This is a genomic window from Streptomyces sp. NPDC054783, assembly GCF_053611725.1.
Map to the genome: position 1 here is coordinate 603,775 of NZ_JBSHAY010000001.1, position 12,841 is coordinate 616,615.

General features: G+C 71.9%; 15 protein-coding genes. 4 read left to right on the forward strand and 11 right to left on the reverse strand.

What is annotated here, in order from left to right; all coding sequences use genetic code 11:
• Positions 1–120: 120 nt before the first annotated feature.
• From ACWGJ5_RS02755 to ACWGJ5_RS02795, 9 genes are all read right to left on the reverse strand, one after another.
• Positions 121–1,869, reverse strand: coding sequence for a carbohydrate binding domain-containing protein (locus tag ACWGJ5_RS02755; protein ID WP_453307976.1), 1,749 nt, complete (start codon positions 1,867–1,869; stop codon positions 121–123).
• A 215-nt stretch (positions 1,870–2,084) separates the two neighbouring features.
• A complete protein-coding gene (locus ACWGJ5_RS02760; protein WP_453307977.1) occupies positions 2,085–2,321 on the reverse strand; it encodes a DUF2071 domain-containing protein in 237 nt (78 codons plus the stop codon).
• An 84-nt stretch (positions 2,322–2,405) separates the two neighbouring features.
• Positions 2,406–2,798 (reverse strand): DUF2071 domain-containing protein, encoded by a 393-nt coding sequence (locus ACWGJ5_RS02765; protein ID WP_453307978.1) that lies wholly within the window; start codon positions 2,796–2,798, stop codon positions 2,406–2,408.
• A gap of 55 nt (positions 2,799–2,853) precedes the next feature.
• On the reverse strand, positions 2,854–3,135 hold the full coding sequence (locus ACWGJ5_RS02770; RefSeq protein WP_453307979.1) for a hypothetical protein: 282 nt from the start codon (positions 3,133–3,135) through the stop codon (positions 2,854–2,856).
• 121 nt (positions 3,136–3,256) lie between these two features.
• Positions 3,257–3,937, reverse strand: a complete 681-nt coding sequence (locus ACWGJ5_RS02775; RefSeq protein WP_453307980.1) for a maleylpyruvate isomerase N-terminal domain-containing protein — start codon at positions 3,935–3,937, stop codon at positions 3,257–3,259.
• A 33-nt stretch (positions 3,938–3,970) separates the two neighbouring features.
• A complete protein-coding gene (locus ACWGJ5_RS02780; RefSeq protein ID WP_453307981.1) occupies positions 3,971–4,786 on the reverse strand; it encodes an ABC transporter permease in 816 nt (271 codons plus the stop codon).
• 21 nt (positions 4,787–4,807) lie between these two features.
• Positions 4,808–5,701 (reverse strand): ABC transporter permease, encoded by an 894-nt coding sequence (locus ACWGJ5_RS02785; RefSeq protein WP_228618050.1) that lies wholly within the window; start codon positions 5,699–5,701, stop codon positions 4,808–4,810.
• A gap of 3 nt (positions 5,702–5,704) precedes the next feature.
• Entirely contained in the window at positions 5,705–6,901 is a 1,197-nt protein-coding gene (locus ACWGJ5_RS02790; protein WP_453307982.1) for an ABC transporter substrate-binding protein, read from the reverse strand.
• 36 nt (positions 6,902–6,937) lie between these two features.
• Positions 6,938–7,969 carry an ABC transporter ATP-binding protein gene (locus ACWGJ5_RS02795; RefSeq protein WP_453307983.1) on the reverse strand — a complete coding sequence of 344 codons (1,032 nt, stop codon included), beginning with the start codon at positions 7,967–7,969 and terminating at the stop codon, positions 6,938–6,940.
• Between the two features lie 101 nt (positions 7,970–8,070).
• On the opposite strand from ACWGJ5_RS02795, the gene ACWGJ5_RS02800 reads away from it, so the two are divergent.
• Positions 8,071–8,829, forward strand: coding sequence for a FadR/GntR family transcriptional regulator (locus tag ACWGJ5_RS02800; protein WP_453307984.1), 759 nt, complete (start codon positions 8,071–8,073; stop codon positions 8,827–8,829).
• A gap of 37 nt (positions 8,830–8,866) precedes the next feature.
• Complete coding sequence (locus ACWGJ5_RS02805; protein ID WP_453307985.1) at positions 8,867–9,628, forward strand: cache domain-containing protein; 762 nt, start codon at positions 8,867–8,869, stop codon at positions 9,626–9,628.
• Positions 9,629–9,641: 13 nt separating this feature from the next.
• Here the strand turns inward: ACWGJ5_RS02805 and ACWGJ5_RS02810 are convergent, their stop codons facing one another.
• Positions 9,642–10,265: a flavin reductase family protein gene (locus tag ACWGJ5_RS02810; RefSeq protein ID WP_453307986.1), complete on the reverse strand. Its 624-nt coding sequence runs from the start codon at positions 10,263–10,265 to the stop codon at positions 9,642–9,644.
• 78 nt (positions 10,266–10,343) lie between these two features.
• On the opposite strand from ACWGJ5_RS02810, the gene ACWGJ5_RS02815 reads away from it, so the two are divergent.
• On the forward strand, positions 10,344–11,303 hold the full coding sequence (locus tag ACWGJ5_RS02815) for an EamA family transporter (protein WP_453307987.1): 960 nt from the start codon (positions 10,344–10,346) through the stop codon (positions 11,301–11,303).
• A 346-nt stretch (positions 11,304–11,649) separates the two neighbouring features.
• Here the strand turns inward: ACWGJ5_RS02815 and ACWGJ5_RS02820 are convergent, their stop codons facing one another.
• Entirely contained in the window at positions 11,650–12,300 is a 651-nt protein-coding gene (locus tag ACWGJ5_RS02820; protein WP_453307988.1) for an FMN-dependent NADH-azoreductase, read from the reverse strand.
• Between the two features lie 137 nt (positions 12,301–12,437).
• Between ACWGJ5_RS02820 and ACWGJ5_RS02825 the strand changes: the two genes are divergently transcribed.
• Positions 12,438–12,830, forward strand: coding sequence for a winged helix-turn-helix transcriptional regulator (locus ACWGJ5_RS02825; RefSeq protein WP_453307989.1), 393 nt, complete (start codon positions 12,438–12,440; stop codon positions 12,828–12,830).
• Positions 12,831–12,841 lie beyond the last annotated feature (11 nt).

Consider the following 12,841-nt stretch of genomic DNA (forward strand, 5'->3'; position numbering starts at 1 on the left):
CCTTTCAGCCTACGGAAGACGGCGGTCGGATGCCGGTTGACGCCCCCGGCTGCCGGCAAGCGGATCACCTGAGCCGGCCCCGCCCGGTCACCGCGGAGCGGGGCCCCTCGGAGCGGCCGGTCAGCTCAGGGTGAGGTCGTCGGCGTAGACCGCGCCCTGGCCGTACCAGCCGTGGATGTACACCGTGACCGTGCCCGACGTGCCGGTCGTGAAGGGCACCGTGAGCTTCGACCACGACGAGGAGGAAGCCCAGGTGCTGGCCGTCGCGCCTCCGCTGACGCCGAGGTAGGCGTACGGGCCCTGCACCCAGCCGCTGAGCGTGTAGGAGGTGTTGGGCTTCAGGGCCAGGGTCTGCGCGCACTGGCCGGTCTGTGAGGCGGAGGGCACGGTCTTCAGTGCGTGGGAGCCGCCGTGCACGGGGGTGGAGACGACCGTGGCACCGCTGTCACAGGTCCACGGCGCGAGCGAGCCGGTCTCGAAGCCGCCGTTGCCGAGGACGGCGGTGCCGCCGGACCCCTTGACCGTCAGGGTGAGCGTGGAGCTGTGGCGGGTCGAGCCCGCCGTGCCGGTGACGGTCAGGGCGTAGGTGCCGGGTGCCGTACCGGAACCGGTCTTCACGGTGAGCGTGGAACTGCCGCCCGCGGTGACCGACGACGGGTTGAGGGAGGCGGTCACTCCGCTCGGCGCGCCGCTCACCGTCAGACCGACCGTCTGGGCGCTGCCGGAGGTCACCGAGGTCTTCACCGTCGTGGTCGCGGTGCCGCCGGGGTCGACCGAGGCGGTGGCGGGGGAGACGGACACGGAGAAGTCGTTGGCCGGCGGAGTCGTCGTACCGCCGGTGAAGGGCGCGAAGGTGTGCGAGAAGTACCAGGTGTCCTGGGCGATGCCGGAGCAGGTGTCGGAGGCGCCGGCGCCCGGGCAGCCGCCGTTGTCTCGCTGGAGGGCCCAGAAGGAGAGGGTGTTGATGCCCTTGGCGACCGCCCAGTCGTACACCGTGGGCGCGTCGGCGGTGGTGAAGGTCTCCGCCGGGCCGTAGTCGTCCACGCCGGGCATCTCGGTGACGCCGACCATGTTCCACAGCTGACTGTCCGACAAGTTCGGGTAGAGCCCGGCCAGTTCGTCGTGCAGTCCGCTCGCTGCCGTCTCGGTGTCGGTCGCCATGTGGTGGGTGGCGCCGTCGTAGTAGTCGAACGTCATGATGTTGACGACGTCGATCTCGGCGCCGGCGCTCTTCGCGCTGCGCAGCACGGCGAGGCCGCTGTCGGCGAGGCCGGTCGTCGTGGTCGGCAGGGTGTAGGAGAACTGCACCGAGCGGCCGTTCGCGGCGGCCCAGTCCTGGACCTTCTTGATGGCCTGGTTGCGGCGGTCGATGCCGGTGGTGTTCGTGAGGGAGTTGTCCTCGACGTCCATGTCGAGCCGGGAGACGTCATAGGTGGTGATGATCTTCTCGTAGGCGGCGGCGATGGAGTCCACGTTCGTGCAGCTGTCGGCGATCTCGGTGCCGCCGTTGTCCGCCGCGTAGCCGCCGAGGGACGGGATCACGTCGCCGCCCCGCGAGCGGATGGTGGTGAAGTCGGCGCCGAAAATCGAGGAGTTGACGGGGGTGCTGGAGTTGCCGTTCCAGTACGGGGTGCAGGAGCCCTTCGTGTCGGCCTGCAGGAAGGCCATGGTCAGGTACTTGGCGCCGGAGGCCTGGGAGAGCGCGGCGGGGCTGTCGCCGTTGTAGGCCTCGAAGTAGGGCGCGAAGACATGCGTGGGCAGCGGGGTCGCCGCATGTGCGGTGCCCCCTGTCCCGAGGGCGAGTCCCGCGGAGGCGGCCAGGGTGGCCAGCCCCGCGAGCAGGGCGCGTACGGGTCTCGGACGTGTCATGCGAACTCCCGGATGCGAACGACAGGCCGGCGGGCGGAGGTTGGGTGGACGTGGCGCGCGCCGTGCTGCCCGACGGGCCTAATGGTCTAGTCCATGATTGGTCTGGACCAGTCGCCGGTCAAGGTGCGGGAGTGGCCTTTTGCCGGTTCATGGGAGTCAACACAAGTCGGGCTGGAGAGAGTTGATGACACGTCAGGAGGGGGCGGGGCGGCCCCTCAACGACCGTGCTCGGGCCGGACCGGGCGGGAGAGGCCGAAGCGCACCCTGCGCACGCCCTCCGAGAAGTGCAGCAGCGGCTCCGCGCCGGGTGGGGGCAGCCCGGCGGCCCGGGTGAGGGTCTCCTCGACCCCGTCGGGGCGTGCCGCGCGCAGCGGCCAGGGCTCGTGCTCGACGGGCGTCTCCCACATCATCCCGAGCCGGAGCGAGTGGCACCGCCGGCGGAGGTCAGCCACACGTCCCGGTGGGTGGGCCGGATCGGCTCGCCGGTACGGACGGCCACCCGGTACCGGGGACCGCCGCGCCACCGGGCACCGGTGTTACACCTGACGGTCCCCGCGTCGCCACAGCGCCGGGCGGCCGAGGCGGTGGGGCGGCCCTGTCGCGCGGGCGACCAGCACCACCGGGCAGGCCGGCTCGATGGACAGGAACCACAGCCCGTCCCGGCCGTCCGGCCCGCGCACACAGGTCCGCAGACTCGTCTCCGCGAAGTCGGGCAGCGCGGCCGGGCACCCGGGCGGGCGCACGCCGGCCATGACGAACGGCGTGAGGCTCACCCACGCCGACCCCTCGCACGTGTCCACGACGAGCCCGTCCGGCAGCAGGCGCTGCACCCGCTCCGCTGCGTGGGCCCAGTGCAGGAACGTCTGCTCCCGCCAGGCGGCGCACAGCTCGGGCACGTGCACACGCTGCTCCGGCCCGCACGAGACCATGGGCACCGACTCCCCCGGGACCCGTGTCGAAACCGGGCGCCGGCCGGTGTGCGGCTCAGGTGGCGCGGGTGCCGCCTCCCCGGCGGATGCGGCCCAGCAGGTCCCGGTGATAGGCGGCGAGTTGCCCGGCGGGCACGGGGGCGGGGCTGCCGGCAAGGGTGTACCAGGTGTCGCCGCCGGAGTGCTGGACGGCCACGCGCACGCTGCGGCCGTCGGACAGCAGGATGGTGGCCACGGTCAGGTCGCCGGTGATGACGCCGATCTCGTCGGTCATCGCCCCGCCGGGGCCCGCGGTGACCCGGTCGACGTAACTGTTGATGCTCGGTGGGGTGTGCATGGGGCGCACGTTTCCATCAACCCGGGCGGTGAGCCCCGCACCGCGCAGGTGTCGCCCGCGCGTGTCCCCGTGTTGGGCGTGTGATCGGCGCTCGCCGCCGCGGACGGGTACCGGCCGCGCCTCAGCCGAACAGCGGGAACCGGTCGGCCGCAGCGCCCAGCGCGGCGCGCTCGGCCTCGGTGAGGGCGGCCCGGCCGGTCCCTACGCGCGCATAGTGCGCGTCGCTCCACTCCGGGAGCGCGGGCCGGCCGAGCAGACCGTCCAGGGTGGTGCGCACCGCGGCCAGCCCCTCGGGTGCCGGTCCCGGCGCGTGCGGGAGGCGGACGGTCAGATCCAGGTGATGGACGGTCGCCTCCACCGCGAGGGTGGTCAGCAGGTCCCCGGCCGTCAGCACATGCCCCTGCGTGCCGACACGCTGCGCGGGGTCGGTCGCCTCCGCTGCCCGCACGACCGCCGCCAGCGTGTCCAGATACAGGCCCTGGAGCTGACCGAAGTCGAGGAACATGCTCGCGTTCACCCGCACCCAGCGCCGGCCGTTCGCCGCCCCCACGGTGTCCGGCCGCCAGTCCTGCCAGTACGTCACCGCGTCCCGGTCGGCCGGCTCCCGCGCCGGCGTGTGCAGGGCCACCAGAGCGCGCTGGGCGTCCGTCAGGCAGTGGAACACGAGGTCGCGGACCGCCCAGCCGGTACAGCCGGTCGGCAGCCACGACTCCTCGTCACCCAGTCCCGCGACGACCGCCGAGGCGGCCTCGTACGCCGCGCGCACCGCCCGCGCCGGACCGGAGGCATCCCCTGTGCTCATGCGTCTCCCCTTGATCGTCCGCCGTACAGGGTGTCACACCCGGCTCGACGTCGCCGTGTCCGCCGACAACCGCTGGGCGACGTAGATCGGGATCACCGACAGCAGGACGAGTACCGCGGCCACGACGTTCACCACCGGTGCCTGCTGCGGCCGGGTCATGTTGTCGAAGATCCAGATCGGCAGCGTCTCGATGCCGGGTCCCGCGGTGAACGTGGTGACCACGATCTCGTCGAAGGACAGCGCGAAGGCGAGCAGACCGCCGGCCAGCAGCGCGGAGCGGACCAGCGGGAAGGTGACGTCGGCGAAGGCACGGAAGGTGGTCGCGCCGAGATCCATGGCCGCCTCCTCGTACGAGGCGGCCGTACGGCGCAGCCGGGCCACCACGTTGTTGAAGACGATCACGATGCAGAAGGTGGCGTGCCCGACGATCACCGTGAACAGTCCGAGTCCCACGCCGAGCGGTTCCAGGACCGTACCGAAGGCCGAGTTGAGGGCGATGCCGGTGACGATGCCGGGCAGCGCGATCGGCAGGACCACGATGAACGACACCGTGTCACGGCCGAAGAAGCGGTGCCGGGCCACGGCGAACGCGATGAGCGTGCCGAGGACCAGCGCGATCGCGGTCGCTCCCAGCCCCGCCTTCACCGAGACCCACAGCGCCTGCCGGGCACCGGAGTTGTGCACCGCCACCGACCACCAGTGCCCGGTCAGGCCCGGCGGGGGCCAGCTCGCACTGCGGTCGGGATTGAGCGAGTTGACGAGGACGAGCAGCAGCGGGACGTAGATCACCGCGAAACCGAGCCCGGCGCCGGTGCGCAGGGCGATGCGCGCGGTGCGGCTGAGATGCATGGCGCTGTTCTCCTCCAGGTCCTACAGGCTGTTCAGGGCACCCGTGCGGCGGATCGCCAGCAGGTACAGGACGATCACGACGACGGGTACGGTGCCGAGCGCGGCGGCCATGGGCAGGTTGAGCTCGATGTTGGAGTACACGAGGTTGCCGATCAGCTGGGTCTTGCCGCCGACGATCTGCACGGTGATGTAGTCGCCGAGGCTCAGCGAGAAGGTGAACACCGAACCGGCCGCGACCGACGGCAGCACCATCGGCAGCACCACCGAGCGGAAGGTCCGCCCGGCCCGCGCCCCGAGGTCGGCCGAGGCGTCCAGCAGGTTGGCCGGAAGCTGTTCGAGGGCCGTGTGGATCGGCAGGATCATGTACGGCAGCCACAGGTACGTCAGGGTGAGGACGGTGGCCGGCAGGCCGAAGCCGGGGCCGCTCAGCCCGAACGGCGCGAGCATCCAGTCGGCGAGGCCGCCCTCGGACAGGATGAGCCGCCAGGCGTACACCTTGACCAGGTAACTCGCCCACAGGGGTGTCAGGATGGCGACCACGAGCAGGGGGCGCCACCTCGGCCGGGCCACCCGGGCGGTGTAGAAGGCGACCGGGAAGGCGATCACCGCGCACAGCACGGTCACCGCGAGCGCCACGCCCACGCTGCGCAGGATCACCTGGCGGAAGACGGGCGTGGTGAACAGCTCGTGGAAGTTGTCCGTCGACCAGACCTTCACCACCTGCGAGGTGAAGGAGTTCGTGGTCCAGAACGCCGAGACGAACAACACCGCCAGCGAGCCGAGGTAGAGGACGGCGAGCCAGAGCAGCGGGGCGGTGAGCAGCAGGGTCAGCCGCAGCCGGGGCCTGCGGTGCAGGCTTCCGGCCAGCCGCCGGACGGTTCCCCGGCCGGCGGCGGTCGTCACGTCGGTCGCCACGGCTCAGCCCTTGATCTCGGTCCAGGCCTGCACCCACTTGGTGTACGGCACGCACTTGACGTCCTTGCGGCCGTCGAGGCACTGCTCGATGGGCGTGTTCCAGAAGGCGATCTGCTTCCAGTAGTTCTCGTCGGCCGCGTGGTAGACGGTGCAGAAGTTCTTGTCGCTGGTCTCGGCACAGGCCTTGGAGTTGGCCGGAGCCTCGCCGAAGTACTCGGCGACCTGGGCGTTGACCTTGGGCGAGACGATCCAGTCCAGCCACTTGTAGGCGCAGTTGGGGTGCTTGGCCTTGCTGTACACCATCCAGGTGTCGGACCAGCCGGTCGAACCCTCCTTGGGCACCACTGCCTTGACCTTGGCGCCCTCGGAGGCGGCGAGGTTGGCGATGACCTGCCAGGTGGTGCCGACCACCGAGTCGCCGCTCTTGAAGGCGGAGACCTCCTTGAGGTAGTCGCTCCAGTACTCGCCGACGTTCTTGTTCTGCTGCTTGAGCAGGGCCACGGCCGCGTCGAACTGCTCCTGGTCGAGCGCGTAAGGGTTCTTGATCTTCAACTCGGGTTTGGTGGCCTTGAGATAGAGGGCAGCGTCGGCGATGTAGATCGGCGAGTCGTACGCGGTGACATGGCCCTTGTACTTCACGGCGTCGTCGAAGACGGCGGACCAGGAGGTGGGCGCGGGCTTGACCTTCTCGGTGTTGTACATCAGCAGGTTGGCGCCCCGGCCGTGCGGGATGCCGTACATCTGGCCCTTCACCGAGTTCCAGGCGCCGTTCTTCAGCCCGGTGAAGATGTCCTTGTAGTTGGGGACCAGGGCGGTGTTGACCGGGGCCGCGTCGCCGGAGGCGATCAGGCGCAGGGAGGCGTCGCCGGAGGCGGAGACGGCGTCGTACTCGCCGGTCTTCATCAGCTTGACCATCTCGTCCGAGCTGGCGGCGACCTTGGAGTGGACCTGGCAGCCCGTCTGCTTCTCGAAGTCGCCGACCCAGTTCACCTTGGGGTCGTTGGAGCCGTCCTCGACATAGCCGGCCCAGGCGATCAGGTTGACCTGGCCCTCCGTCTTGCCGAGCTTCGTCGGGGCCTTGAGGTCGGGCGGGTTGAGCCCGGTGGCGGACGAGCCGCCCGAGCCGGAGGAGTCACAGGCGGCGGCGAGCAGCAGCGCGGCGGCGCAGGCCGCGGTGCGCAGGGTACGGGTGGGACGCACGGCGTTCTCCATGGGGACGTAGAGGCGGGGGAGCGGTCAGGAGGGCAGCCGGACGGCGTGCCGGCGGTGCCACGTCAGGCGGACCCTGGTGCCGCGGTAGGCGGCGACGTCCTCGGAGGAGGTCTCCAGGTTCTGCTGGAGCGCGGTGAGTCGGCCGCCGCCGTCGAGGTCGACCAGGAAGCGGGTGGCGTCGCCGAGATAGACGACCTCGGCGACGGTTCCGGTCGCGGTGGCCTGCTCGGGCTCGTCCGCCTCGGCCGACTCCTTCAGCACGCGGATCTTCTCGGGCCGGATGTTGTACGTGCCCGGGGCGCCGACTGTCCGGTGGGCCACCTCTCCGTCGAGAAGGTTGGAGGTGCCGACGAAGGAGGCGACGAAGGGGGTCGCCGGCCGCTCGTAGATCTCCGCGGGTGTGCCGACCTGGGCGATGCGGCCCTGGTCGAAGACGGCGATGCGGTCGCTCATCGTCAGGGCCTCCTCCTGGTCGTGGGTGACGAAGACGAAGGTGATGCCGACCTCCCGCTGGATCGCCTTGAGTTCGACCTGCATCTGCTCGCGCAGCTTCAGGTCGAGGGCGCCGAGCGGCTCGTCCAGCAGCAGGACCCGGGGCCGGCCGACGAGTGCGCGGGCGAGGGCGACGCGCTGGCGCTGCCCGCCGGAGAGCTGGGCCGGACGCCGCTGGCCGTAGCCCTCCAGGCGGACCTCGGCGAGGGCCTTGCGGGCGCGGACGAGCCGTTCGGCCTTCGGTACCTTGCGGACCTTCAGTCCGTAGGCGACGTTCTGCTCGACCGTCATGTGCGGGAAGAGGGCGTAGTCCTGGAAGACCGTGTGCACGTCCCGCTCGAAGGGGGCGAGGCCGGTGACCTCCTGGCCGGCGAGTTCGATCCGGCCCTGGTCCGGTGTCTCGAAGCCGGCGAGGAGCCGGAGTACGGTCGTCTTGCCGGATCCGGACGGGCCGAGCATCGAGAAGAACTCCCCGTCCCGGATCTCCAGGTCGACCCCGGCCACGGCCGTCGTCTCGCCGAACGACTTCCGCAGGTCCTGCAGCCGGATCGCAACTCCCTCCATACGGGAACCTTTCTGGCGCGCTGTACGTCGAAACAGTTGACCGTAAACATATGAAGTCATAGTTCTAAGCTCAAGGTCCCCTTAAGGTAAAGCTTGAGTCAATGCATGAGGTGGTGACCGTGAGGCAGTACGAGATCGAGGGCGGCGCCCGCAGGGCCGTCTTCAGCCCGGTGGACAACCGGGCCCGCGTGGACGCGGTCGTCCGCCGCATCGGCGATGCCATAGAACTGGGTCTCCTGGCCGACGGCGAGCAGTTGCCCGGCGAGACCGAGCTGGCCGGACAGCTCGGCGTCTCCACGGTCACCCTGCGCGAGGCGCTCATGGCCCTGCGGCAACAGGGCCTGGTCACCACGCGCCGCGGTCGCGGCGGCGGCAGCTTCGTCTCCCTCCCCGAGGTCCCCGCCGACGACCGCCTCAAGGCCCGGCTGCGCGGCTGGAGCACCGAGGAACTGCGTGACCTGGGCGACCACTGGGCCGCCCTGTCCGGCGCCGCCGCCCGGCTCGCCGCTCAGCGCACGGAACCCGAGGACCTCCGCCAACTCCGCCGTACCGCAGATGAGTTGACCCGGGCCGAGGACGCGGCGGCACGCAGCCGGCTGTACGGCCGCTTCCACGTCGAACTCGCGGCGGCCGCCCAGTCCGCCCGGCTCACCCGCGAACAGGTCGCCCTGCAGAGCGAGATCGGCGCACTGCTGTGCCTGGTCCTGGCCGACGACGCATATCGTGAAGAAGTTGCGGACTGTCACCGCTCCGTGATCTCCGCCGTGCAAGATGGGGCCCACGAAACGGCCGGCACGCTGGCCGAGCGGTGCGTCAGGGGGTCGACGGCGCGGCTCGTCGCCGTACGCCTCACCCTCTGACCGCGCCGCGTCAGGTTCCCGTCCGCTGGAGGACACCATGGGCCGGAGCCCCGGGGTCGCCACCCTCGACACGGAAGCGGAGGCGTGGGTGGCCGCACAGGTCGGCGGTGCGCTGGAGGCCGTCTTCGAGACGGTCGCCGCCACCCGCGCCGACACCGAAACCCTGCTCGGCCGGGTGGCCGCCGAGGACCGGCGGCCGGTCAGTGCCGACCTCGCCGCCCTGCGCCCCGGACTGCACGTCCACCTGACCCGCAAGGCACTCGTCTCCGGCGTCGGCTTCGTCGCGGCGCCCGGCCTCCTGGCGGACGTGCCCGCCTGGCTGGAGTGGTGGCAGTCCGGCGCCGACGGCGAAGTACGCCCGCTCCTGCTCGACCTGGATCCCCGCCAGTCGGCGTACTCCGACTACACGCACTGGGACTGGTTCGCGCTGCCCCGCGACACCGGGCGCCGGGCGGTGGCCGGACCGTACGTCGACTACCTCTGCTCCGACGAGTACAGCCTCACCCTCTCCGAACCCGTCCTCATCCAGGGCCGGTTCGCCGGGGTGGCCGCCGCCGACGTCTACCTGCGGCACTTCGAGACGGCCGTCCTTCCCCTCCTGCGCGGCCTGCCCCGCCCCGCCCACCTGGTCAACGCCCGGGGCCGGGTCGCCGCCTCCGCCGACCCCGCCCACCTGGCCGGCTCCCTCACCAAGGGCCCGGACTTCGGCGAACTGCTCAGCGCCGCGCGGCCCGGCGCGCACGACGGCATGCGGCTGGTGCCGTGCCGGGGCGTGCCGCTGGTGCTGGTGCTCGCCTGAGGAGCCGGGCGGCTCAGCCGAGCTCGGGGTCCCGGTACGGCACGCGGGCCGGCTCGTGGACCGCGCCGAGCGTGCCCCGCTCGTTCCCGCCCAGCCGGGACAGCGGCCGCAGCCGCCCGGTGTCGGGCCGGCCGCCCACCAGCACGTCCGCACGGACGGCGGCGTGCACCACCCGGCCGAACACCACCGTCGAATCGCCGAGGCGCAGCGTCGAGTGCAGCGTGCACTCGAGCGCGACCGGAGACGCGGCCACCCGCGGCGGCCGCACCCGCAGCGAGGGCTCCCGCAGCGACGGCTCCCGCTCGATGCCGACGGCGTCGAACTCGCCCCGGTCGCGCGGAAAGTCGGTCGCGGTCGCGTTGATCTGGGAGAAGAGCGGCTCCGGGGCGAAGTTGACGACGAACTCGCCGGTCTCCTCGACATTGCGCAGCGAGTCCTTCCGGCCCACCGACGTGAACTGCACGACCGGCGGATCGGTGCAGGCGACGGTGAAGAACGCGTGCGGGGCGAGATTCGCCGTCCCGCCGTCCGGCGCGAGGGTCGAGACCCAGGCGATCGGCCGGGGTACGACCACGGCGGTGAGCAGACGGTAATACGCCCCGGTCGTCATGGACTCGGGCGAGTAGTCGACGCGCATGACAGCACGCCAGGCGGTGGCGCCCGGGGCCGTGCCACCCGGCCGATCCGTTGATCATCGGCGGGTCGTCGCCCTAGGGTGCGAGGACAGCCGTACCGGGAGCCGATAACCATCAGCCAGTACCTGACCGCGCGTGCGCGCGCAGCCCTCGCCCTGGGCCGGGGACTCGTCGCCGTACCGGCCCCGGGGCTCGTCCTGGGCGGCATCCTCGGCCTGCAGGGTGGAGCGGCGCTGACGACGCGTCTCTACCCCGCCGTGGGACCGGCCGGAGTGGTGACTCTGCGGCTGAGCATCGCCGCGCTCGCGCTCACCGCGCTGTGGAGGCCCCGGATCCGCGGCGACCGGGCCGGCCTCGGCATCGCGGCCGCCGCCGGAACCCTGCTCGCCGTGCACCACCTCGCGTACTACGAGGCGGTCGCCCGGCTGCCGCTCGGCGCCGCCACCACCCTGGAGTTCCTCGGCCCCTTCGCCATCGCCCTGTGCGGTTCGCGCCGCGCCCCCGACCTGCTGTGGGCGGGCCTCGCCGCCACCGGCGTCCTCCTGCTCAGCCGTACTGGTACGGCCCTGGACGCGACCGGCATCGCCTGCGCCACCGTCGCCGGATGCTGCTGGGCCGGATACATCCTCATCGGCAAGCGGCTGGCCGGACGCGTCCCCGACGGCCGCGGCCTCGCGCTGGCCGTGACCTGGGGAGCGCTGCTCAGCCTTCCCTACGGCATCGCACAAGCGGGCACCCGCCTCCTGGACCCGGGCACCCTCGCCGTGGCCGCGGTGGTCGCCGTGCTCTCCAGCGTCGTGCCCTACACGTTCCAGCTGGAGGCGCTGCGCCGCCTGACCGCGCGCACGTTCGGGGTACTGACCAGCCTGGAACCGGCGATCGGCGCGCTCATCGGACTGCTGTTCCTGGGGCAGCACCTCGCGGTGGCCCAGTGGGCGGGAGTCGCGGCGGTGGGGCTGGGCTCGGTGGGGGCGACGCGTACGGAAGGGGCGGCCGGGACTCAGGACTCGGGCGATCCGACGGAGCCCGCACGGGAGTGAGGGAGCGCCCGGGGGTCGGCCCGGGTGGTGGGCAGGTGTGGGCCGAGCTCGGCCGCGTCCCCTGTGCGCGGAGCCGGATCCCCCGTCGGAACCTCGTGCGCGCCGCGGTCGCCGCCTGTGCGGCGGCTTCCCCGCGCACTCCAGTCGAGGCCGGCTCAGGGGGACGGCTGCCGGCACCGCGGTCGGCGAGCCGGTGCTCAGCGCGGCCGGGGCCGAACGCCACGGATCCCTCACCCATGAGGTGGTCCTCCGCCGGTGTCCCACCTGCGGGCAGTACAACACGACCTGAAGCGGCCCGGCCCGGCGCCGGGTACACGGTGGCGCCGGGCCGGGACGGGTGGGCCGGCTAGGCCGCCAGACGCTCGGCGAGCTGCTTGGCCTTCGTGGCGGCCTGCTCGAGGGCGCGGTCGCGGGAGGCCTCGTACAGCGGGATCAGCTCGGTCATCGCCGGGTTCTGCGGGGCCATGGTCAGCTCCGGGACGATGAAGTCGAGGTCCAGACCGAGGGCGTCGGCGAGGACCGCCGTGAGGTAGTTCTGCACGTACTCGTATCCCTCGCGCGGGGTGCCCGGCCCGTACGCACCGCCCCGGCTGGCGACGACCGTCACCGGGGTGCCCTTCGCGGACTGGGTCTCGCCCGCGGTACGGCCGAAGAGGATCACGTTGTCCAGCCAGGCCTTGAGGGTCGAGGGGATCGAGAAGTTGTACATCGGGGCGCCGATCAGCACCGCGTCGGCCTGCTCCAGCTCCTCGATCAGCCGGACACGCTCGGTGAAGGCCGCGGCCTGCTCCGGGGTGTGCGAGGCCGGGTCGGCGAAACCGGCGGTGTGCGCTGCGGCGGTGATGTGCGGGACGGGCTGCGCCGCGAGGTCGCGGTAGACGACCGTGCCGTCCGGGTGCTGCTCCTGCCAGTGCGTGCGGAAGGCCTCCGCCACGGCGCGTGAGGCCGAGGCCTCGGTCGGGAGCACGGACGAGTCGATGTGCAGCAGGGTGGCCATGATGACTCCAGAAAGAAGACAAAAGGGGCGGGGGTGTACCCGTGGTTCAGCAGTAGCTGAGTTTTCGTACAGGACTATGTCTAACACAGGGGCTTACTTTTTTTCACCCCCCTACGGCAGGGTAGTACCCTGATCCCATGGCGGCGGACGTGACTCATGACAGCGCGGCGTGCAAGCGGGTGGACGATGGCATCACCCGCGTGTTCCAGCTGCTCGGAAAGCGCTGGAGCGGCCCGATCGTGGCCGTCCTGGTGGAACAGCCCGCGCACTTCGCCGACCTGCGCCGGGCCGTCCCCGGCATCAGCGAGCGCATGCTGTCCGACCGGCTCGCGGAGCTCGGCGCGGCCGGACTGGTCCTCCGCGAGGTCGACGAGGGCCCGCCGCTGCGCGTGTCCTACCGGCTGACCGCGGCGGGTGCCGCCCTGGAGCCGGCGCTCCGGGAACTGGGCGAGTGGGCGAAGACCCACCTGCCGGACGCACCGCGATGCACCGGCGAGGAGCGCGACCGGCCGGCCGGATCGCTCGCGTAGGGCGCGGTCCG

Coding starts and splice junctions, on each gene's coding strand:
- ACWGJ5_RS02755 (WP_453307976.1), bottom strand. CDS start 1,869: ATGACACGTCCGAGACCCGTACGCGCCCTGCTCGCGGGGCTGGCCACC.
- ACWGJ5_RS02765 (WP_453307978.1), bottom strand. CDS start 2,798: ATGGTCTCGTGCGGGCCGGAGCAGCGTGTGCACGTGCCCGAGCTGTGC.
- ACWGJ5_RS02770 (WP_453307979.1), bottom strand. CDS start 3,135: ATGCACACCCCACCGAGCATCAACAGTTACGTCGACCGGGTCACCGCG.
- ACWGJ5_RS02775 (WP_453307980.1), bottom strand. CDS start 3,937: ATGAGCACAGGGGATGCCTCCGGTCCGGCGCGGGCGGTGCGCGCGGCG.
- ACWGJ5_RS02780 (WP_453307981.1), bottom strand. CDS start 4,786: ATGCATCTCAGCCGCACCGCGCGCATCGCCCTGCGCACCGGCGCCGGG.
- ACWGJ5_RS02795 (WP_453307983.1), bottom strand. CDS start 7,969: ATGGAGGGAGTTGCGATCCGGCTGCAGGACCTGCGGAAGTCGTTCGGC.
- ACWGJ5_RS02800 (WP_453307984.1), top strand. CDS start 8,071: ATGCATGAGGTGGTGACCGTGAGGCAGTACGAGATCGAGGGCGGCGCC.
- ACWGJ5_RS02805 (WP_453307985.1), top strand. CDS start 8,867: ATGGGCCGGAGCCCCGGGGTCGCCACCCTCGACACGGAAGCGGAGGCG.
- ACWGJ5_RS02810 (WP_453307986.1), bottom strand. CDS start 10,265: ATGCGCGTCGACTACTCGCCCGAGTCCATGACGACCGGGGCGTATTAC.
- ACWGJ5_RS02820 (WP_453307988.1), bottom strand. CDS start 12,300: ATGGCCACCCTGCTGCACATCGACTCGTCCGTGCTCCCGACCGAGGCC.
- ACWGJ5_RS02825 (WP_453307989.1), top strand. CDS start 12,438: ATGGCGGCGGACGTGACTCATGACAGCGCGGCGTGCAAGCGGGTGGAC.